The sequence below is a fragment of the Tissierella creatinophila DSM 6911 genome (genome assembly GCF_001940565.1).
GTDB lineage: Bacteria > Bacillota > Clostridia > Tissierellales > Tissierellaceae > Tissierella_A > Tissierella_A creatinophila.
Window position 1 is genome coordinate 75,877 of sequence record NZ_LTDM01000002.1, and the last position, 19,420, is coordinate 95,296.

22 protein-coding genes, 1 pseudogene and 2 riboswitches are annotated in these 19,420 nt (G+C 31.3%); of the genes and pseudogenes, 5 read left to right on the plus strand and 18 right to left on the minus strand.

The genetic code is table 11. The features are described from left to right. Window positions 1-29: 29 nt before the first annotated feature. The 13 genes from grdA to TICRE_RS00930 all read right to left on the minus strand — a co-directional run bounded on the left by grdA (window position 30) and on the right by TICRE_RS00930 (window position 12,228). Complete coding sequence (gene grdA / locus TICRE_RS00865) at window positions 30-509, minus strand: glycine/sarcosine/betaine reductase complex selenoprotein A (protein ID WP_084191681.1); 480 nt, start codon at window positions 507-509, stop codon at window positions 30-32. A gap of 44 nt (window positions 510-553) precedes the next feature. Then, window positions 554-1,840, minus strand: a complete 1,287-nt coding sequence (locus TICRE_RS00875) for a glycine/sarcosine/betaine reductase component B subunit (RefSeq protein ID WP_075724168.1) — start codon at window positions 1,838-1,840, stop codon at window positions 554-556. 73 nt (window positions 1,841-1,913) lie between these two features. After that, a complete protein-coding gene (gene trxA, locus TICRE_RS00880; RefSeq protein ID WP_075724170.1) occupies window positions 1,914-2,231 on the minus strand; it encodes a thioredoxin TrxA in 318 nt (105 codons plus the stop codon). Between the two features lie 23 nt (window positions 2,232-2,254). Next, window positions 2,255-3,193, minus strand: coding sequence for a thioredoxin-disulfide reductase (trxB, locus tag TICRE_RS00885; protein ID WP_075724172.1), 939 nt, complete (start codon window positions 3,191-3,193; stop codon window positions 2,255-2,257). 173 nt (window positions 3,194-3,366) lie between these two features. After that, a riboswitch (glycine riboswitch) is annotated at window positions 3,367-3,435 on the minus strand. 3 nt (window positions 3,436-3,438) lie between these two features. Then, window positions 3,439-3,541: riboswitch (glycine riboswitch) on the minus strand. Between the two features lie 81 nt (window positions 3,542-3,622). Then, window positions 3,623-5,227, minus strand: a complete 1,605-nt coding sequence (locus TICRE_RS00890) for a Na/Pi cotransporter family protein (protein ID WP_075724174.1) — start codon at window positions 5,225-5,227, stop codon at window positions 3,623-3,625. A gap of 32 nt (window positions 5,228-5,259) precedes the next feature. Next, on the minus strand, window positions 5,260-5,724 hold the full coding sequence (trmL, locus tag TICRE_RS00895; RefSeq protein ID WP_075724176.1) for a tRNA (uridine(34)/cytosine(34)/5-carboxymethylaminomethyluridine(34)-2'-O)-methyltransferase TrmL: 465 nt from the start codon (window positions 5,722-5,724) through the stop codon (window positions 5,260-5,262). Between the two features lie 12 nt (window positions 5,725-5,736). Continuing rightward, window positions 5,737-6,549 carry a Cof-type HAD-IIB family hydrolase gene (locus TICRE_RS00900; RefSeq protein WP_075724178.1) on the minus strand — a complete coding sequence of 271 codons (813 nt, stop codon included), beginning with the start codon at window positions 6,547-6,549 and terminating at the stop codon, window positions 5,737-5,739. A 140-nt stretch (window positions 6,550-6,689) separates the two neighbouring features. Further along, window positions 6,690-8,051 carry a VanW family protein gene (locus TICRE_RS00905; RefSeq protein ID WP_075724180.1) on the minus strand — a complete coding sequence of 454 codons (1,362 nt, stop codon included), beginning with the start codon at window positions 8,049-8,051 and terminating at the stop codon, window positions 6,690-6,692. After that, complete coding sequence (nth, locus tag TICRE_RS00910; RefSeq protein ID WP_075724182.1) at window positions 8,048-8,698, minus strand: endonuclease III; 651 nt, start codon at window positions 8,696-8,698, stop codon at window positions 8,048-8,050. Before nth ends, TICRE_RS00905 begins: the two co-directional genes overlap by 4 nt. Before the next feature lie 8 nt (window positions 8,699-8,706). Then, complete coding sequence (locus TICRE_RS00915; RefSeq protein ID WP_075724184.1) at window positions 8,707-8,988, minus strand: DUF503 domain-containing protein; 282 nt, start codon at window positions 8,986-8,988, stop codon at window positions 8,707-8,709. Window positions 8,989-9,123: 135 nt separating this feature from the next. Beyond that, on the minus strand, window positions 9,124-10,311 hold the full coding sequence (locus TICRE_RS00920) for a glycine C-acetyltransferase (protein ID WP_075724186.1): 1,188 nt from the start codon (window positions 10,309-10,311) through the stop codon (window positions 9,124-9,126). A 58-nt stretch (window positions 10,312-10,369) separates the two neighbouring features. After that, window positions 10,370-11,398: a tRNA epoxyqueuosine(34) reductase QueG gene (gene queG / locus TICRE_RS00925; protein ID WP_075724188.1), complete on the minus strand. Its 1,029-nt coding sequence runs from the start codon at window positions 11,396-11,398 to the stop codon at window positions 10,370-10,372. Beyond that, the gene (locus TICRE_RS00930; protein ID WP_075724190.1) at window positions 11,398-12,228 is read right to left on the minus strand and encodes a deoxyribonuclease IV; all 831 of its coding nucleotides are present in this window, start codon (window positions 12,226-12,228) and stop codon (window positions 11,398-11,400) included. The genes queG and TICRE_RS00930 overlap by 1 nt, the downstream gene beginning before the upstream one ends. Before the next feature lie 289 nt (window positions 12,229-12,517). Between TICRE_RS00930 and rodA the strand changes: the two genes are divergently transcribed. Continuing rightward, on the plus strand, window positions 12,518-13,624 hold the full coding sequence (gene rodA, locus TICRE_RS00935) for a rod shape-determining protein RodA (RefSeq protein ID WP_075724192.1): 1,107 nt from the start codon (window positions 12,518-12,520) through the stop codon (window positions 13,622-13,624). Between the two features lie 56 nt (window positions 13,625-13,680). On the opposite strand, the gene TICRE_RS00940 is transcribed toward rodA, so the two are convergent. After that, window positions 13,681-14,295, minus strand: coding sequence for a thymidine kinase (locus TICRE_RS00940; RefSeq protein WP_075724194.1), 615 nt, complete (start codon window positions 14,293-14,295; stop codon window positions 13,681-13,683). A gap of 149 nt (window positions 14,296-14,444) precedes the next feature. On the opposite strand from TICRE_RS00940, the gene TICRE_RS00945 reads away from it, so the two are divergent. From TICRE_RS00945 to TICRE_RS00955, 4 genes are all read left to right on the plus strand, one after another. After that, window positions 14,445-15,221 (plus strand): ABC transporter ATP-binding protein, encoded by a 777-nt coding sequence (locus tag TICRE_RS00945; RefSeq protein WP_075724196.1) that lies wholly within the window; start codon window positions 14,445-14,447, stop codon window positions 15,219-15,221. Further along, a complete protein-coding gene (locus TICRE_RS13560; protein WP_233120113.1) occupies window positions 15,208-15,699 on the plus strand; it encodes an ABC transporter permease in 492 nt (163 codons plus the stop codon). Before TICRE_RS00945 ends, TICRE_RS13560 begins: the two co-directional genes overlap by 14 nt. Then, window positions 15,683-16,021: an ABC transporter permease gene (locus TICRE_RS13565; protein WP_233120114.1), complete on the plus strand. Its 339-nt coding sequence runs from the start codon at window positions 15,683-15,685 to the stop codon at window positions 16,019-16,021. The genes TICRE_RS13560 and TICRE_RS13565 overlap by 17 nt, the downstream gene beginning before the upstream one ends. Window positions 16,022-16,399: 378 nt before the next feature. Beyond that, the gene (locus tag TICRE_RS00955; RefSeq protein WP_075724198.1) at window positions 16,400-16,795 is read left to right on the plus strand and encodes a hypothetical protein; all 396 of its coding nucleotides are present in this window, start codon (window positions 16,400-16,402) and stop codon (window positions 16,793-16,795) included. A gap of 134 nt (window positions 16,796-16,929) precedes the next feature. Here the strand turns inward: TICRE_RS00955 and TICRE_RS00960 are convergent, their stop codons facing one another. The 4 genes and pseudogenes from TICRE_RS00960 to tnpB all read right to left on the minus strand — a co-directional run bounded on the left by TICRE_RS00960 (window position 16,930) and on the right by tnpB (window position 19,082). Beyond that, window positions 16,930-17,286 (minus strand): DUF5412 family protein, encoded by a 357-nt coding sequence (locus TICRE_RS00960; RefSeq protein WP_198927448.1) that lies wholly within the window; start codon window positions 17,284-17,286, stop codon window positions 16,930-16,932. A 56-nt stretch (window positions 17,287-17,342) separates the two neighbouring features. Then, entirely contained in the window at window positions 17,343-17,552 is a 210-nt protein-coding gene (locus TICRE_RS00965) for a hypothetical protein (protein ID WP_075724202.1), read from the minus strand. Continuing rightward, window positions 17,540-18,615, minus strand: a pseudogene (gene tnpC, locus TICRE_RS00975) (IS66 family transposase). Before tnpC ends, TICRE_RS00965 begins: the two are co-directional and overlap by 13 nt. 110 nt (window positions 18,616-18,725) lie before the next feature. After that, a complete protein-coding gene (gene tnpB / locus TICRE_RS00980) occupies window positions 18,726-19,082 on the minus strand; it encodes an IS66 family insertion sequence element accessory protein TnpB (protein WP_075724208.1) in 357 nt (118 codons plus the stop codon). Window positions 19,083-19,420: the final 338 nt, after the last annotated feature.

A 19,420-nucleotide genomic window follows, 5' to 3' on the forward strand; every position in this document is an offset into this window, starting at 1 on the left:
CCCTCCTTTCATAAATTCAAATTCACATATTAGTTAAATTTCCCATGCTCATTTCTAATTGAACTTACTTCTTCTACGATCTCATCTACATCTAATACCATTTCCATCATACCGATTTGGTCTTCATAAACTTCAGCATCTACTTCTGCTTTGAATTCTGGTTCTACTGCGTGATATACTTTAAGTCCCAACGGAACTCCTGCTAATGGCCCTGCGTAAGTCGGGTCTCCTGCAGTTACTGTTTCAGCTGCAAGTCCAGCTGATTCTGCTTCTGCTCCACCGATAACTACAACTACATTTTCTGCACCGTATTTATCTGTGATTTCTTTTACCCTTCTTTGATTCTCTAGGTCCATTGCACCCGCAGCCGTTCAGACAAAACACTCCGTAGATGAAAAAACTATCTCACCTGCAGGTGTGGTGTTTACACAAGCTTCCATTGCTGGACCTGGTATACCATCTCTATCTCCAATTATAATTACTTTTGAATTTTCATTGAAAATTGTCATTCTCCACATCCTCTCTCTCGCATGTAAAATTTTTTTATAGTTGTTTATTTCATTCTTGCAGACATTTTATTAAATCCTAATTCATTTGTAGCTCCTGTTATTACTTGGATCTCTACAGTGATAGTTCCATCTTTAGCTAAACTACCATCGAATCCTCCAGCTATAATATCAGTGTAATCTAATGTTCCAATAACTTTGTCCAACTTTGGTAATACTATAACTTCGTTTGAGTTACCACCTGTTACTACTGCATCTGCAGAAGAATGAGCATCTGCTAAAGATTGGCTTGCGCCGTCTCTACCAGCATATTCATTTGTTATAATAACTGTTTTAATTCCTTTAGCTTCTATCTTCTTACAGTTCATTATAAGGTCTGTATCTGGGTTGCCAAATCCCTCTTGAGAAATAACTACTCCATCAAGACCTAAGAATTCTGCAAGTTGTGCAGTCCAGTTTGATGATCTTTCTTTATCAGCAAGATATACGTTTTCGTTTGTGAGTATAATTCCCACAAAGTTCAAGTCTTTACCATGTCTATCGAAAAGATCGTGTACAACTGGGTTATTCATGTGATGATAAGTTGTGTTTTTATCACACGCTGATACACAGTTTCCACTGATTATAGCTCCATCCATTATCTCTGTTGGATAAATAATAGTTGGAACTATTTGTTTCGCATCTACTCCATAAACATAGGTGTCGTGAAGTAATCCTTGTGACTGAAGCATTGCCACATAAGCTACTTTTGGAAGATTTGGATATTTTTCCATTCCTTCTACAAGTGGTAGTGTTTCAAAGGTTTCTATTTTTTCTGGTGTTATGTTTTTAGCAGCTTCAGCTAAATAAGCTGCGGCCTTGAAACCAGCAAATCTAACTGCTTTTTCATGATCATACTGCTTTAATCCTTCCCTTGGTTCACAAATTAATACAACGTTATTCAATTTAGAAAACGGTGTATATTCGGCCCCAGGTCCCACCATGTCAATTATACCCTCTTGGAAACCTACTATCTTACCTGTAGTCATAACTGCACAACCCTTTAATACGTTAGTTCTACCTGAACCTACTGTTTCAACTTTAGAAAGAACTCCAGGAAATACTCCTCCTGTACCTTCTACTTTGACTCTAGGCTCAACTACATCTTTAACAGGTGTAATTCTAACGCTTTCTCCAGGTCTTGCAATTTCAACGTCTACTGTAGATAAATGGTAATCTTCTTTAATAAGGTTTATTAGTTCTTCCTTATTTACGAAAAGTACACCATCTTCTACTTTGGTGTTATCACCAAATTGGACATCTTTTATAATGATGTGTCCTAATTCTAGACGCATAATTTCACCTCCTCTTATATTGACAAATATATATCTTAACCTTGATAAAGGTTAAAAACTTTTTAAATATGCTTTATGCGTATTTTTTAATTAATTCTTCAACAGATTTTGTAGTAGCTTCTTCTCCAACTACAGAATCCACTTTTTCTCCATCTTTATAGATAGCTATAACAGGAAGACCTAATACTTTTTGTCCTATAGCAACTCTTCTAGCTTTAGTAATATCTAAAGATGAAAACTTAATTTTATCACCGTAAGTTTCTTCAAAATCATGAACATGTGGCATTAAAGCTTTACAAGGTTCACAGCTTGGACTCCAAAAATCAACTAATACCGTTCCTTCTGCTTTTAAAACTTCTTCTTCAAAATTTGATTTATCTAATTCTATCATTTTTAAAAACCCCCTATATTTTTTTAGTCTTCAAAGTTATCTTCTATATATTTTTCAGCTTGAACAGCTGCTATAGCTCCATCTGCAGTTGCAGTAACTACTTGTCTTAATGATTTAGCTCTAACATCTCCAGCGGCAAATACACCATCTACATTTGTATGCATGTTCTCATCTGTAACTAAATAGTCTCTTTCCATATCTAGCTTATCTGTAAATAAACTAGTAGCTGGTAAGTATCCTACGAATACAAATATACCAAATGTACCGTCATCTTCATCTGCAACTATCTCTTTTTCTTCTCCTGTTTTAAGGTTTTTAAGTATAAATGATTCTAAGATTCCTTCGCCTTTAACTTCAGTTATAGCGCTATCCCATATAAAGTCAAGTTTTTCATTTTTAAATGCTTTTTCTTGAATAGATTTTGCAGCTCTAAGTTCACTTCTTCTGTGTACAATAGTAACTTTTCTTGCAAATTTAGTAAGAAACATTGCTTCTTCTACTGCTGAGTCTCCTCCACCTACTACATAAACTTCTAAATCTTCAAAGAATGCTCCATCACAAGTAGCACAATAGGAAACTCCTCTACCTGTTAATTCTTTTTCTCCTGGGCAACCCATAGGTCTTGGAACAGCACCTGTTGCTACTATAACAGTTTTTGCTTTATATTCTTCTTTTTCACCTTTTACAACTTTTATTTTTTCATTAAAATTTACTTCAACTATTGTATCTGATACCTTTTTAGCACCAAATCCTTCTGCTTGTTGTATCATTCTATCGATAAGTATAGGACCTGTAGGACTTTCCATTGATCCCGGATAGTTTTCTACATCTGAAGTAGTAACTATTTGACCTCCAAAAGCATCTTTTTCTATTATTAGAGTACTCATTCTAGCTCTTGCAGCATAAAGACCTGCACTAAGTCCCGCTGGACCTCCTCCAATAATTATTACATCATATATCATTGTATTACCCCCTATATCATTGTATTACATCTAAAAATTGTTAAGTAGTTATAAAATGCTTATATTCTCACATTCTTATAATTTTACCCAATATAAAGTTTTTATAACATATTTTTATCATAAACAGTAAAAAACATTAAAAAAAACAGAGTAAATAGAACCTTGCCTATCTACTCTGTTTTATAACCTGAGAGTTTCTCCTAAATATAGGATTGCTCCTTCGGTGCTTTCGCTTTTCAGAGGCTTGTCCAAGTACGGTTCTTTTGCCTGAGAGCATCGATATACATGGCTAGTTTATAACTTACTCCTTCGGCGCTATATTCAAATAGTCTCTTCCGCATTCTTCATCCAATATCATTATATATTTAATCTTACACTTATAGTATAACTCTATTTAAATAATTTTACAAGTACTTTTATAGTTTATTTTTATTTGTAATTATCCAATACATACATAGCTATATTTACAGAGTGGTCCGCTACCCTCTCAAGATTACTAATTGTATCTAAAAACATTATCCCAGGCTCAGTTGTACATATGGATTTATTTAACCTTGCTATATGACCTGCTCTATTTTCTGATTCTAAGATATCTATTTTACTCTCTATCTCAAGAACTTCTCTAGCTAACTGCTCATTTGTAAATTCAAAACTTTTCATTGTCTTAGCAACTATGTTTTCACACTGTGCAAACATAGTTTTTAATCCATCCATTGCTTCTTCACTAAAACTCAAATCATGGTCTTCCATATATTGAGCCAGTTCTGCAATGTTTTCAATATGATCTCCTATTCTCTCTATATCATCTATAGTATATAAAAGTCTATTTACCTCTTCATGTTCTTTTTGAGATATAGGAGCGTTTGAAAGCTTTACTAAATAATCAGTAATTTCCCTCTCAAGTTTATTTATTAAAACCTCTGTGCCTAAAATATTTTCTACTTCTTTATATTTCTTATCTATTATAACTTCATGTGCTAATTTTAAATTATCTAATACAATGCTTCCCATTCTAACTACTTCTTTATTAGTTTGTCCCATAGCTATTGATGGAGTTTCTAATATTCTTTCATCTAAATAAATAGTAGCTGGTTTTTCTCCTACTTCTTCACCAGGGACTAATCTTTCTACAACTTTAACTAAATATATAGCAAATGGAAACTGTATAGCTACATTTAGTATATTGAAAAATGAATGCGCATTGGCTATTTGTCTTGAAAGATTATCTGGAGATAAAAGTTTCACTATGTATTCTACAGGATATCTTAAAACCAGCATAAATATGACAGTACCAACCAAGTTAAATATAAGGTGAATAAGTGCTGCTCTTTTAGCAGTCTTATTTGCTCCAATACTAGATAGAAGAGCAGTTGTAGTGGTTCCTATATTTTCACCAAGTAATATAGGAAAAATCACATTCATGTTTATAAGTCCTTGAACTGCTAGAGCTTGTAAAAGTCCTGTAGCAGCACTACTGCTTTGAAGTACCGTAGTAAGTCCTGCACCTATCAACAATCCTAAGATTGGATTACTTAAGCTACTCATAATTTTAGTAAATATTGGTAATTTTGCTAAAGGTTCAAGTCCCGTACCCATCATATCCATACCTATGAAAAGAATTCCTATACCAACTATAATCTCTCCTAGCTCTTTTGTTTTCTTTTTAGAAGTAAACAACAATAGTATTATTCCTATTATAACCGCTAGCGGAGCATAGTCTGTTAAATTAAAAGCAATAATCTGAGCTGTGATAGTAGTACCTATATTAGCTCCCATTATAACTGCAGTAGCTTGAACAAGTGACATTATTCCAGCATTTACAAAACCTATAACCATAACTGTAGTAGCACTACTACTTTGAATTATCATGGTAACAGCAATTCCTACGAGTAATCCTAAAAATTTATTCTGCGTTAGTGCTCCTATTATTTTTTTAAGCCTCGTGCCTGCTGCCTTTTGAAGACCTGTACTCATTACATTCATACCATATAGAAATAAACCTAAACCACCTAATACTGGTAATGCAATATTCATCTTATTCCTCCTATAATAAATTTTTATTTATATTACTTTAAACTTGAAAAATTCAATTGTCTTAGCGCTTCAAATAAAATGATGTTTGCTGAATTAGATAGATTTAATGATCTTTTAATATCTACCATCGGAATTTTAATCGTAGTTTCCCAATATTTTTCTAATATCTCTTTACTTAAACCTTTGGTTTCTTTTCCAAAGACAAAAAAAGATTCATCCCTATATTTAAAATCAGTATATGAATTTTCTGTTTTAGTAGTTGCAAAATAAAAATCATTATCTGGGTGTTTTAAAACCACTTCTTCTAAACTATTGTAGTAATTTATATTTACTAAATGCCAATAGTCAAGTCCTGCTCTTTTTAGATACTTATCATCTACACAAAATCCTAGTGGCTTTACTAAGTGTAAGTTTGTGTTTGTAAGAGCGCATGTTCTTGCAATGCTTCCAGTATTGTGAGGTATTTCAGGTTCTACTAATACTATATTAAGTGACATAATAACTTTCCTTTACAATATATATTTTTCTATTATTTCTGCTACTCCATCTTCATCATTTGTAGATGTAACCACATCTGCAAATGATTTTACCTTTTCATTACCATTTCCCATTGAAACTCCAAGTCCTGCAAAATCCAGCATTGATAAATCATTTTCATTATCTCCTATAGCTATTACATCCTCCCTCGTCACATTTAATTTTTCACAAAGATATTTTAAACTATTTCCCTTAGAAACTTCTCTTTGCATTACTTCTACATTATTCGACCAAGAACTACATATATTTACATTTTCAATAAATTTAAGTTCTTCTCTTAATTTATATAATTTTTTAGTATCATTGTCAATAAAAATAAATTTATATATCTCTATATTTTTATTGACTACTTCTTTTATATCTTTATATAGATTGAATTTTATCTTATCTCTTTGTCTAATACCTATTGGATTGTAGAACTCTATTATATCTTCAACATATTGATTGGAATAAAAACTATCCTTTGTATAAAAATGGTAATATAATTTATGTCTATCTGCTAACTGGGTTATAGTCTCAACTGTATTTTTGTGAATAGATTTTTCATATATTATATTTTCGTTTTCATCTATTACAATAGCACCATTACTTGATATAATAGGTGTTTTAAGATCTAGCGTATCAGAATACTTAATTGCAGAAGGAAGCAGTCTACCGGTTGCTAAGATAACATAAACACCTTTCTCTCCTGCTTTTAAGATTGCTCTTTTAGTCCTTTCACTTACTTCATTGTTGCTATTTAAAAGTGTGCCATCCATATCTATGGCTATTAGTTTATATTTCAATTTATATCCTCCCTTTCACATACACCTAATATACCATAGAAATCCAAAAAAATAAAACAGATTATATTAATATAATCTGTTTTATTTTTTCTTAGAAACAATAGTATAGATAAAAAGTAAATTTATCAATTATGGGCATATCAATTAGGTGTTTTTTGTTGTGGCTTTACTGAAGTTTGAGCTTTAGGTCCAATATGGTAGATAGTCTCTCTTTCTCTGTAATAATCAGAACTTATCTGTTTGGTTTCTACTATTTTTCCATTTTTAATCTTATGCTTATAAGTTACAACCATATAACCATCTCTACCCTGTTGAGCTACTTCTCGTGTTCCCGGTTTCATATCTTTTTTCACTATCTCTCTTACTTTATGAGGTATTACTTTTGTAATCTGTGGTTGCATTTGAATAGTATAATCTCTGCTTTTTTTATCTCCGTAAATTTTAAAATATACAGTTCTTCCAGATACCCAAGAAGATATATATATAGGATAATCAAAGTCATTTCTGAATTTTAAATCCAAATAATCTCCGGCTATAACTGCGTCCAATCCTTTATCAATATATGCAGAAGGAATAGAGTGATGTGATCTTTCCGTTACAGTTAGATCAGCATTAAGTAATGCATTATATAATGTAGTTGATGTTTGACATATCCCCCCACCTACACCAGGCTGTAGATCTCCTGCAACTATTACGGGTGCATCTTGATACCCCGTACTAATATTTACAGGCCCAAGAGTTGAATTATAAGAAACATTTTCTCCTGGATGAACTATTCTACCATTAAAAGCTCTAGCGGATATCTTTATATTATTTACTCTTCCAGCTCCACTACTATTAAAAGAAGTAGAAGCTTCTCCTATTACTCCATTTATCTTGCTAAAGTATTCTTTTGTATACTTTGGTTTTATAGTATCTATAGGTATATTTATATCATCTAATATATAAATGTTTTCTTCTATTTGAGAAATTAACTTTTGTTCATCTATTTTATAACCTACTTTTTCATCAGTAATACTTATATTTCCATTATTGAAATTAAACTTAGAATCTATAACTTCAGTATCTATTTCTTTTGCAATTGTACTAACCTTTTCTTCTATTTTCTTTTTATCATAATTAGATTCTAGTTCTATTTTCTCTTTTTCTTTTTTTATTTGCTTGATTTTCTTATATTTTTCAAATAGATTTCCTTTTCTACCCAGTGCGTACGCTTCATCTATAGCTTTTTTATATTCATACTTAAAACCTATCTCTTCTAGCTTTATATCGTACTGCTTATCTTTTCCTTTAAGATTCATCTTTTTTTGTTTTAACTCGGATTCTTTTTTATCTTGTATAATTTTAAGTGCATCTTCCTTTTTTTTACCTGAAACATCAATTTCATCGATAGATATACCTTCATGTATAGTATCTTTTTTCACTACCTTATTTATATTAAATAGTATAATTCCGGAAGCTATAATCAAAGCTAATCCTAACCACAACAACCACTTTTTCATTTATTTACCTTCTCCTTAAAATAATTACAATATTTCTTTACTTTACATTCTTCGCATAAAGGTTTTCTAGACTTACATACTCTTCTACCATGAAATATGATTCTATGATGTGTATCTGTCCATTCAGACTTTGGTATGTTTTCCATCAACTCCTGTTCTGTTTGCCATACATCTTTGCTATCTGCAAGACCTATTCTATTAGATACTCTAAACACATGAGTATCTACAGCAATTGCAGGAATCCCAAAGGCATTACTTACTACTACATTAGCAGTTTTTCTTCCAACACCGGGAAGAGTCATAAGCTCTTCCAATGTCTCGGGTACTTTTCCATTATATTCTTCTATAAGGATTTTAGAAGTCTCTATTATGTTTTTACTTTTATTTTTATAAAAACCACAACTATATATTTTCTTACCTAATTTTTCTTCTCCTAAGTTTATATAATCCTTAGGTGTTTTTAGTTCTTTAAATAGTTTATCGGTAGTCTTATTTACCCTCACATCAGTGCATTGTGCAGAAAGTATAGTTGCGATTAAGAGTTCAAAAGGATTGGTAAAATCAAGCTCTGCTCTCGCATCTGGATATAGTTCTTTCAATATATCTAATACTTTTCTTATATCTTTTTTATCTAATGTTTTTTTCATCTTATCACCTATAAAAGTTCTGTATTTTGCTCTAGTATCTCCACTCTATTATCTCCATCTATAAAGTTAATAACTTTAGAGATTACCTCTCTTGCATGATTTGAATCGTTTGTTGTCAGACTAAAACCTATTTCAGATGTTTGCCAGCTATCGTTTAAGCCGACTTCCGCAATTGAAATGTTAAATCTTGATTTAAGCCTTCCCATGAGACTCTTTATAACTTGCCTCTTTTCTTTTAAAGAATTTGCTTCAAATATTCTAATTTTTACAGTGCATACACCAATTATCATATCCTCACTCCAGACTTTATAATTATAACATATTTTTACTATTATATTAACAATATATAAAAAAGGAGACTACTTTTACCAAGTTATGTAAGAGTAATCTCTTCTATCTATATTTATAAAAATATTAAGGCATTTTTATAACAAGTTCATCTCTTTTCCAACAGTTTCAAATACTTCTACCGCTTTATCAAGTTGATCTTTAGTATGAGCTGCTGTTACCATACACCTAACTCTCCCTGTTCCTTTTGCTACTGTTGGAAATACTATACCAGAAACATATACTCCGTTTTCTAAGAGTTTTCTACTAAATTCCATAGTTTTAGCCTCATCTCCTATAATTACAGGAGTTATTGGAGTTTCACTTTTCCCTGTATTAAATCCTAAGCTACCCAATTTAGATTTAAAATATTTTGCATTATCCCATAACTTATCTGTATACTCGGTAGATTCCATAAGCATTTTTAGAGCTTCTGTAATAGCACCTACTGCAGCTGGCGGAAGCGCTGTACTAAATAATATAGGTCTTGCTCTATGACTTAACCATTCATACATAGTTTTAGAACCAGCTACATACCCTCCTATTACACCTATTGCTTTAGATAATGTCCCCATAGAAAAGTCAACTCTACCATGAAGTCCAAAGTGGTCTACAGTTCCTCTTCCACTTTCTCCTAATACTCCAGAACCATGTGCATCATCTACATATGTCATAGCTTCATATTTTTCAGCAAGTTCTACTATTTCAGGTAATTTTGCAATATCTCCATCCATGCTAAATACACCATCAGTTATTATTAGGATATTTTCGTACTTATCTCTATTTTCTTTTAGAACTTGTTCTAAGCTATCCATATCTGAATGTTTGTAAATCGCTTTATCAGCTCTAGAGAGTCTAGCACCATCTATTATAGAAGCATGATTTAATTCATCTGAGATTATTATATCTCCCTTTTGAGTTATTGCCTGAATTGTACCGGCATTACAATTAAATCCTGATTGAAATAAAAAAGCTGCTTCTTCTCTTTTAAACTCAGATAGTACTTTTTCAAGTTCTTCATGTATATCCATATTTCCTATTATGGTTCTAACCGCACCTGCTCCTACACCATATTTTTCAACTGCTTCAATTGAAGCTCTTTTAAGTCTAGGATGATTTGCAAATCCTAAATAGTTATTAGAAGAAAGATTGATTACCTTTTTTCCATTTAATGTAACCTCAGGTTCATTTGCCGTTTCAAGAACTGGAAGTTTTCTGTATACACCTTCATCTTTTAATTCTTGAATTTTTTCTTTTAAAAAATTTAGTTCATGTACATTAGACATATCATAAGCCCCTTCCATAAATTATTATTGTATTTATTATTCCATCAAGTCTCTTACATTATTTTGATTGTTTGGAATTTGTTAAAATGTTTTCAATAGCCCAATCTATATATTCTTCTAAAAGCAAGTTTGAATCTTTTTTTACTTCTAATAATAATGGAATATTCTTTTCATCCCCTATGTTTCCAATTGCTATAATAGCATTTCTCTTTAATATGTTTTTGCCTCTCCAGCTTCCAGCCATTGATCCAAATTCTCTTTTAAACTCTTTATTGGACATAAAAAGAAGTTTTTCTAAGTCCATTACTCCGCCTGTAATAGTAGGAATAAATTCTTCGTGAGAAGATAGTTTTACACCTTTATTTTTAGGACATACTCTTTGACAAGTATCACAGCCATATATTTTAGTACCCATTTTTTTTCTTAACTCTCTTGATATTGTTTCTTTAGTTTGAGTTAAATATGATATACATTTCTTAGGATTTAAGTCATAAGAGCTTTCCAAAGCACCTGTTGGACATGCCCTTAGACATAGATCACAATCGCCACAACCATCTTCTAGGGGATTATCAGGAGTTATTTCTATATCAGTTAATATATAACCCAAGAATATAAACGAACCATAGTCTTTATTTATTATGGAACAGTTTTTTCCATAAAATCCTATCCCAGCTCTTTTAGCTAGTTCCCTATCTACAAGTGGCCCTGTGTCTACAAAGGATTTATATTCAAAATCCCTCTTTTCTTTTATCTTTTCTATTAGACTTTCAAGTTTTGTTTTCAACACTTTATGGTAATCAGTCCCCCAAGAAGACATAGAAATATTACCATTTAAATCGTATGACTTTTTAGGTTTAAAATCCATATTATAAGAAACTCCAATTATTATAATAGATTTACAATTTTCCATTGTCAGTTTTGGATCTATTCTTTTTTCTATATCTTTTTCTTCAAATTCAGTATACTTACCAGAATTTCTTTTCTCCAAAATAAACCTTTTTACATTTAAAGGACTGCTACTAGTAAAACCTATTATATCTATACCTATCTCTTTAGATATATCTCTTATATACTTTTCTATATTCATTATTTATATTCACTTCTCAAGATTTTAATTTCTTCTTTGTGACCCTTAACATCATTTGGTGTTTCCAAATTAAATGGTAAATTTCTTAGAAGTGGATGATTTATAACTTTTATGATTGTATCTTTTCCTATAGTTCCATCTCCTATAATCTCATGTCTATCTTTATTAGAATTAAACTCTACTTTGCTATCATTTAAATGAACTGCCTTTAGTTTTTCAAGTCCCACTATATCGTCAATCTCTTCTAAAACTCCATCCAAATCATTTACAATATCATATCCACTAGAGTAAAGATGACAGGTATCTATACAGATCCCTAAGTTTTCATTATTATTTACTCCATCTATTATAAGTTTTAACTCTTCCATACTTCTGCCTATCTCTGTACCTTTACCACTCATGCCTTCTAATAATATAGTTACTTTATTATCTTCTGGTATTATTTCATTTAATGCATCTATTATAAGTTCTATACCTTTTTGGACTCCTTGCCCTACATGTGAGCCTGGATGAAATATATAGTAACAGTTTGTTATTTTCTCTACTCTATCTAAATCATCTTTTAATATTTCTTTAGCAAATTCCCTTACATGTTCTTTATCTGAAGCAAGATTCATAGTATAAGCTCCATGAACAAAAAGAGGAGCAAAATTATGCTCTTTCATAAGATTTTGAAGTTTTTCTATATCCTCTAGGTCTAAATCTTTTGCCTTTCCTCCCCTTGGATTTCTTGGAAAGAACTGAAAAGTATTTGCACCTATTGAAATAGCTTCCAAAGCTGTTTTATAGTATCCCTTAGAAATAGACAGATGACAACCTATATTTAACAATTTATCACATCCTTTATATTAATATGATACCATATTTAATAAATATGTAACCACAAGTCTTATAAAAATATGATATAATAATTATAGTTTATTTAAAGCAAGTTTTCTTTACCCGATAGCTTACAATCACAATATTCTATCCTTACAGTCTAGAGTATGTGATTGCATAGCTATCGGATAAGTGCAACCTTAATTTACTCCGTAGGACTAAAATGCGGAGCACCTGCGGTGCAGCTAAGCATCAGAAAAGCATCTGATGCAAGTTTTCTTTATTGAAAGGAAGAATGAAATGTTTAGTTTTAATAAAAAGAGTTTCAAAAGATTTGATTTTATATTGCTTATATCAGTAATACTTTTAACACTCCTTGGACTATTACTTGTAAAGTCTGCAACTATAAACACAGGCTCTAATGATCTTGTGAAATCTCAAACTATGGCAATGGTCTTAGGTCTTATTATGGTTTTAGTGCTTTCCCTTATAGACTATCATTTCCTGGGAAAACTCTATATCCCAATTTACATAGTATGCAATCTTATCTTGATTGTAGTTGCTATTTGGGGATTTGGAGAAGATGAGTGGGGAGCTAGATCTTGGCTTGAAATAGGACCTGTAATATTTCAACCATCTGAATTTGTAAAGGTCGGGATTATTATTTCTCTTGCAAAATTTATTGACAATCATAAAGAATCTATAAATGAGCCCTTTACTTTACTTAAGATATTGTTATTTGTAAGCCCTCCAATACTCCTTATATTAAAGCAACCTGATGCAGGAACTGCTATAGTAATAGTGTTTTTTATAGCACTTATGATGTTTACAGCTGGGCTTAGACCACGCTATATAGGATATGCTGTGTTTTGCGCCCTTGCAGCTCTTCCAGTCTTATGGTTTAAGCTTGATAATTATCAAAAAAATAGATTTTTTGACTTTTTAGAGCCAGAACGAAATATGGCAGGTTCAGGTTATCAGGTAGTCCAAAGCAAGATTGCAATAGGCTCGGGAAAAATATTTGGAAGGGGTCTTTTTAAAGGTGTTCAAACTCAGTTAAACTTTATCCCTGAAAAACAGACTGACTTTATATTTCCAGTATTAGTCGAAGAATTAGGATTTTTAGGAGGTATGGCACTTATACTTCTCTACTTTGTATTTTTACATCGACTTGTCAAGATTGCTAGAAATACAGAAGATGTATTTGGATCTACCATGGTAGTAGGTATAACCGGGATGTTTTTATTTCACATCTGGGAAAATCTTGCAATGACTATGGGAATGATGCCAGTAACAGGTATACCACTTCCATTTATAAGTCATGGTGGTACTTTTCTAGTAATAAATATGATCTGTATAGGTATTGTTTTAAGTGTAGGAATGCATAGAGAAGGTCTTAACTTTTAAAAAAGGTCTGGCAAGTTTGCCAGACCTTTTCTTATATTTATTTTCCACGCTAATTATTATTTTATATCAAATTCTACTTGGTTTTTGTTTACTATATCGTCTTCTATCTCTTTTTCTTTTAGAAAACATCTTCTGCAAAGAGGCTCATATTCTCTCGTAGCACCTATCACTACTCTTTCTTTAGTTCCTATCTTTCTATGACTTACCCATGCATCAGTACCACAGTTCACACATACTGCATGATGCTTATATAGATAGTCAGAAAGCGGCATAAGTTCTTTTACTATTTCAAAAGGTTCTCCTTCAAAATCCATATCAAGCCCTGCTATGATAACTGTTATATCATTGTTTAAAAATCCTTTAATAGACTTTACTATATCTTCTATCTTACCACCTAAAAACTGTACTTCATCTATTCCTATTACAGATGGTGTGTCATCTTCTACATATCTTACTATATCATCTACTGTATCTACAAGGATTGCCTGAAGGATTGTATTATCATGAGTTTTTATTTCGTTACTGTCGTATCTAGTATCAACCGTTGGCTTAAAAGCCAAGGTACTATAACCTGCTATTACAAATCTCTTCATATCTTTTTCTAGACTAGAAGTCTTTCCTGAGAACATTGACCCAGTATGTACTATAAGTTTTCCTTTATATTGATGCATTAAATTTCCTCCTTAGTGATCATTCTTGTTGTATTATATCATTATTTTTGATGTTTTTGCATTTATATAAATAAATTTTAATTTCACCGATTCTTTTTTTGAGAATACTATATATAGTATATTCAAGCTTTATGTAGGGAGGCGAAAAAATGGAAAGAAAAAAAATTGGTGAAATAAGAGATTTAAGTGTAAATTATCATTCTTTAGAAGGTGAAACTTTAGCTTTAAAAAACATAAATTTCGATATCTATGAGAATGAAATAATAGGAATTGTAGGGCCTAGTGGCTGCGGAAAATCTACACTTCTTTCGCTTATTTCAGGGCTTATAAAGCCAACAACAGGTCACGTTTTGATAAACAATAGGCTAGTAGATAAACCATTGAAAAATGTGGGGTATATGTTTCAAAATGATCAACTCTTTCACTGGAGAAATATACTTAGAAATGTAACTATAGGACTTGAAATACAAGAGAAATTAAACGAAGATACTAAAGCACAAGCTAAAGAGATGCTAGAGTCCTATGGGCTTGGAGATTTTATAGAATCTTTTCCATCTCAGTTATCTGGTGGTATGAGACAAAGGGTGGCTCTTATTAGAACTCTTATCTTAAACCCCGACATACTCCTTTTAGATGAACCTTTTTCTGCTCTTGATTATCAAACACGTCTTACTATAGCAGATGAAATAGGTGTTATACTCAAAAAAGAACAAAAGACTGCTCTAATGGTTACTCATGATATCGCCGAAGCAATTAGTATGTGTGACAGGATAATTATCTTAACCCATAGGCCGGGAACTATTAAAGAGATTGTAGATGTAAGTTTAAGCTGTGAAGGTGAAAAAACTCCTTTAAAGACTAGAGAATCTCAGGAATTTAGGCATTACTTTAATAAGATATGGAAGGAGCTGGATGTACATGTCTAAAAAATCTATTTCTAAAGAACACGAGCAGTTTTTATTAAAAGTAAAAAGAGAAAAAAGAAATATCTTATTAACACAGATTGGTGTATTTGTTTTAGGGCTCCTAATATGGGAAGTCTCTGCAAGATTTAAACTAATAGATACGTTTTTAACTAGTAGCCCATCGGCTATTTTAAAACTTATCGTAGAGTACACACTAAGAGGAAGACTTTTTCATCATATAACTGTATCGGTTTTAGAAACAATAGCAGGTTTTACAATAGGTACACTTCTGGGAATGGTTATTGCTATAGGGCTTTGGTGGTCAGACTTTTGGTCTAGAGTATTAGACCCCTATTTAGTAGTATTAAATAGTCTTCCAAAGACAGCACTAGCCCCTATAATAATAATCTGGGTAGGAGCAGGATATTCAGGTATCATTAGTAACTGCCATTTCTATTTCTATAGTAGTTACCATAATGAATATGCATTCAAGCTTTAGATCTGTAGATAAGGACAAAGAAAAACTATTAATTACTTTTGGGGCAAAGAAACTTCAGATATTAAGTAAGCTTATATTACCATCTTCTATACCAGATCTTATAAGTACATTTAAGATCAATATTGGGCTTTCATGGGTAGGAGTTATAGTTGGAGAGTTTTTAGTTTCAAAAGCTGGTATTGGATATTTGATAGTATATGGTAGTCAAGTATTTAGACTTGATATAGTGATGATGGGAGTTGTAATCTTAGCTATAATTTCAGCCTTTATGTACAAAGTAATATCAATGGCTGAAGTAAAGTTTAATAAATGGATAAAATAATAAGAAGCTCAATTGAGCTTCTTGTTGTTTTATCTGATAATTAATCCAAAGTGGTAGAAACAGCATTTAAAAACGCGGATAATGATTTCGTAGGTGATTAATTTATATTGAGTTTTTTCATGCCGTTTTAACAGTAATTTTACTGAATATTGTTGAGTCCCTATGCGAAAAAAATTTCATTATCACAAAAGACCTCTTATGAAAGGTTTTTTTGGTTTAAGCTAATATCCTCACAAATATGTACTGAAAACATTTGCTTAATAATTTGAACCCTCTTCTATTTTTTTATAGAAGTTTATTGTTTATTATGTTAACATTAACTTGATAGTTACAAAGCTCCAATAATAAAATTAAGGATGTGATTTTATTAAAAAAACTATGGTTAATTTAATAAAAATTATTATAATATCTTTGATAACAGTATTAATTTATTCAACCATAATAAACAGACCATCAACTTATGATGCTTATGGTGTTTTTCAATCAGAATTAAATAAATCAGAAAATTTTTATACATTTAATTTTAAAAAAGACAACAAACTTAGCATTATAATAAATATTAATACAGATGGTATAGAAAAGAATATTAATACAGATCGTATAGAAGAAAAAATTCAAGGGGAATATAAATATTTATCAAACAAAACATATTTAATAACAACAACTGAAAACACATTTCTCATAACAATTCAAAATGGTAAGTTTTTCTATGTAAACGATAAAAATCAAGTTATAGAGTTAAATAAGAGATTAGATGTACCTTTTATAGAATAATAAATTAGCAAATCCGAAACTGAGATCCAATATTACGTAAAAGGAAAATGCGACAACTATCGTAACACATAGGGATATTTAAGATGATTTTACTGAACTACATTGATAATGTAAATGATTATATTGTATAAGTCCTATCTTTCCCTTCTAAAGTCAAATTTTTCATTAGGTAAGTTTAATTCTATACCATTGATTACTACCTTATTGTCATTAATCCAACTAATAACTACTTCATCCTCATCATAATTCCAATAAATATTTTTTGCATTTCTTTCAATAGTATTAAAATTCAATTCACCTCTTATTCCATATGAAGTAGTAGCTCCCCCATTGACAAGGTAGAATTTAATTGTGTATATACCATTAGGTGAACGTTCTTCAGAAATTAATGAGCCAATAGGTAACCTATTCATATCAAAAAAATTTGAATACACTACATAACCCAATAATATTATTATAAGCACGACTATAGTGATAAATGTTTTTTTCAAATCACATCTCTCCCTGTTTATCTTCTAAGAAAATGATTTCAATTGAAATACTTTTTTTAATAGGCTACTAAAACAAACATAAAATTTTCTTCCTGTGTCCAATTAGGAAATAACCAAACCATTATAATTCCTATTGCCCAAATTAATATGGTTAAAAGAATAGTTAACCAATTAGGTATTGAAGGTCTTTTTTTTGCATCTCTGTGATGAGCAAAGATTTCTTCTGCAATCTTTTTTGGTTCTCCGCGTTTATCTAAGATTTCCAAAGTAGTGTTGCTTCAGGACTTTTCATGTCCTTAGGAAGAGCATCAGTAAAGTATCTTCTTACATGTGCCCAGCATAAACAATGATGGATATCTTTTACTTTACCATAACCTGAAAATCTATCTGTGTGGAGATATCCTTTAAATGCTTTGAAGAATTCTTTGGCATTATCTCCTGATCTACCAGGTGCATATTTAAATATTCTTATTCCATGTTTAGAATTGGTTGAAGTAGAGTAACCCACATATATGATTGTGTGGTATTTTTCTTATCTTCTTCGTTAAATACTTGAACTGGAGTCTCATCAGCATGTAAGTATTTGTCTTTTAATAGTTCTTCCCGTAGTTTTTCTACTACAGGAACTAACCATTCTTCTGATGTTTTTATGATCCAATTAGATAGGGTTCCTCTATTTAGTGAAAACCCCATCTGCTTCCAATCCTTTTCTTGACGGTATAGCGGTACTGACTGTACAAACTTTTGATACATTGTCCATGCTACACTTGAAGCAGTAGCATAGGAATGCTGAAGTACAGGCTCTGGTGTATATGGATTGAATATCCCAGGTCTACCTTCTTTTTTACATGTTCTGCATTCATATGTTTCTTGATATATATTAACTACAGATATTCCTGCTGGTATGTATTTAATCTCTGATCTTATGAATTTATTACCTACTATCGAAAGTCTATTTCCATCTATTGGACATACTTGCTGGCTAACTTCTAATTTAAATATTTGATCTTGGCTAGGTAAGTTTTTAAATAGCTCTTTTCTATTGTATCCTTTTCTAGTCTTTTTAATTGGTTCTTCAAAGGGAACAGGTTCTAGAATAGATAAATCCATTTCTTTTTCAGCCTCATTAAATAGACCTAAGCTTATGTCACTAATTATTAGCTGACCATCTATGGCAGAGGTTTTTTCTGTTTTTCTACCATAGAGTTTTTTAATGAGATAATCCATATTCTCATTAACCTTCTTTAACTCTTCTCTAAGCCCTTCTATGGTTTTATTCTGAGATTCAATTATATCTTGAAGTGTCTTTATTAAAGAGTTTTCATTCATTGAAATTTAGCCTCTCTTGTATGTTTTCTTTAAATATATTATATCATTTCTAGGTGTTCAAAACAACAACAAAATGCTTGAAACTATTTATTCTTAGCAGTTTCAAGCATCTATATTACCATTTTATTATCTACCTTTTGAATTGTCTTTTTCTGATCAATAGTGAGTCCTTCTATCAACCATCTATATTGCTGTGGACTAATTTCTCTAACATCTTCTGTGGTTCTTGGCCACTGAAACACTCCTCCCTCTAGACGTTTGTATAAAAGAAGGAAAACATCACCCTCCCAAAGTATTGCTTTCATTCTATCTCTTTTCCCTCCACAAAAAAGAAATAGTGCATTTTCAAATGGATTTAGATTGAAATTCTGAGATACTATTGCCGAAAGACCATCTAGGGACTTGCGCATATCAGTCTTACCACAGGCAATGTATATTCGCATGTCATCAGGAAGTCCTATTCTCATAGCCTACCCATTAGATTAAGTACTATTCCTAACGTATTTGGATCTGCTCCATTTAAAATTTCAATTTCATTTCTATACTATCACTATTTAATATATACTTATGTTTCATTTAATATGAATAAGATACATTCTTTTAGTGATAATAATATTTTTCTTATATATCTTAATTCTTACTCATTGTATACTGATAGAATCAAGGGAAGCATTCATACCGGAGTTTGTCAAGCAAGTTGTCGCATTTAGTATAAAAAATATATTCCGTTGTTTCCGATTTGCCATTGATATGGAGCCTCTGCCTATATGGTTTTAGTACCTGAAGGCATGACTAATAAAGGTAC

Excerpts from the sequence above, each read along its gene's own strand:
- trxA (WP_075724170.1), bottom strand. The coding sequence starts at position 2,231 with ATGATAGAATTAGATAAATCAAATTTTGAAGAAGAAGTTTTAAAAGCA.
- nth (WP_075724182.1), bottom strand. The coding sequence starts at position 8,698 with ATGAAAAAAACATTAGATAAAAAAGATATAAGAAAAGTATTAGATATA.
- trxB (WP_075724172.1), bottom strand. The coding sequence starts at position 3,193 with ATGATATATGATGTAATAATTATTGGAGGAGGTCCAGCGGGACTTAGT.
- queG (WP_075724188.1), bottom strand. The coding sequence starts at position 11,398 with ATGAATATAGAAAAGTATATAAGAGATATATCTAAAGAGATAGGTATA.
- trmL (WP_075724176.1), bottom strand. The coding sequence starts at position 5,724 with ATGTCACTTAATATAGTATTAGTAGAACCTGAAATACCTCACAATACT.
- TICRE_RS00940 (WP_075724194.1), bottom strand. The coding sequence starts at position 14,295 with ATGCATCAATATAAAGGAAAACTTATAGTACATACTGGGTCAATGTTC.
- TICRE_RS00890 (WP_075724174.1), bottom strand. The coding sequence starts at position 5,227 with ATGAATATTGCATTACCAGTATTAGGTGGTTTAGGTTTATTTCTATAT.
- TICRE_RS00945 (WP_075724196.1), top strand. The coding sequence starts at position 14,445 with ATGGAAAGAAAAAAAATTGGTGAAATAAGAGATTTAAGTGTAAATTAT.
- tnpB (WP_075724208.1), bottom strand. The coding sequence starts at position 19,082 with ATGAGAATAGGACTTCCTGATGACATGCGAATATACATTGCCTGTGGT.
- TICRE_RS13560 (WP_233120113.1), top strand. The coding sequence starts at position 15,208 with ATGTACATGTCTAAAAAATCTATTTCTAAAGAACACGAGCAGTTTTTA.
- rodA (WP_075724192.1), top strand. The coding sequence starts at position 12,518 with ATGTTTAGTTTTAATAAAAAGAGTTTCAAAAGATTTGATTTTATATTG.
- TICRE_RS00955 (WP_075724198.1), top strand. The coding sequence starts at position 16,400 with ATGGTTAATTTAATAAAAATTATTATAATATCTTTGATAACAGTATTA.
- TICRE_RS00915 (WP_075724184.1), bottom strand. The coding sequence starts at position 8,988 with ATGATAATTGGTGTATGCACTGTAAAAATTAGAATATTTGAAGCAAAT.
- TICRE_RS13565 (WP_233120114.1), top strand. The coding sequence starts at position 15,683 with ATGCATTCAAGCTTTAGATCTGTAGATAAGGACAAAGAAAAACTATTA.
- TICRE_RS00920 (WP_075724186.1), bottom strand. The coding sequence starts at position 10,311 with ATGTCTAATGTACATGAACTAAATTTTTTAAAAGAAAAAATTCAAGAA.
- TICRE_RS00875 (WP_075724168.1), bottom strand. The coding sequence starts at position 1,840 with ATGCGTCTAGAATTAGGACACATCATTATAAAAGATGTCCAATTTGGT.
- TICRE_RS00905 (WP_075724180.1), bottom strand. The coding sequence starts at position 8,051 with ATGAAAAAGTGGTTGTTGTGGTTAGGATTAGCTTTGATTATAGCTTCC.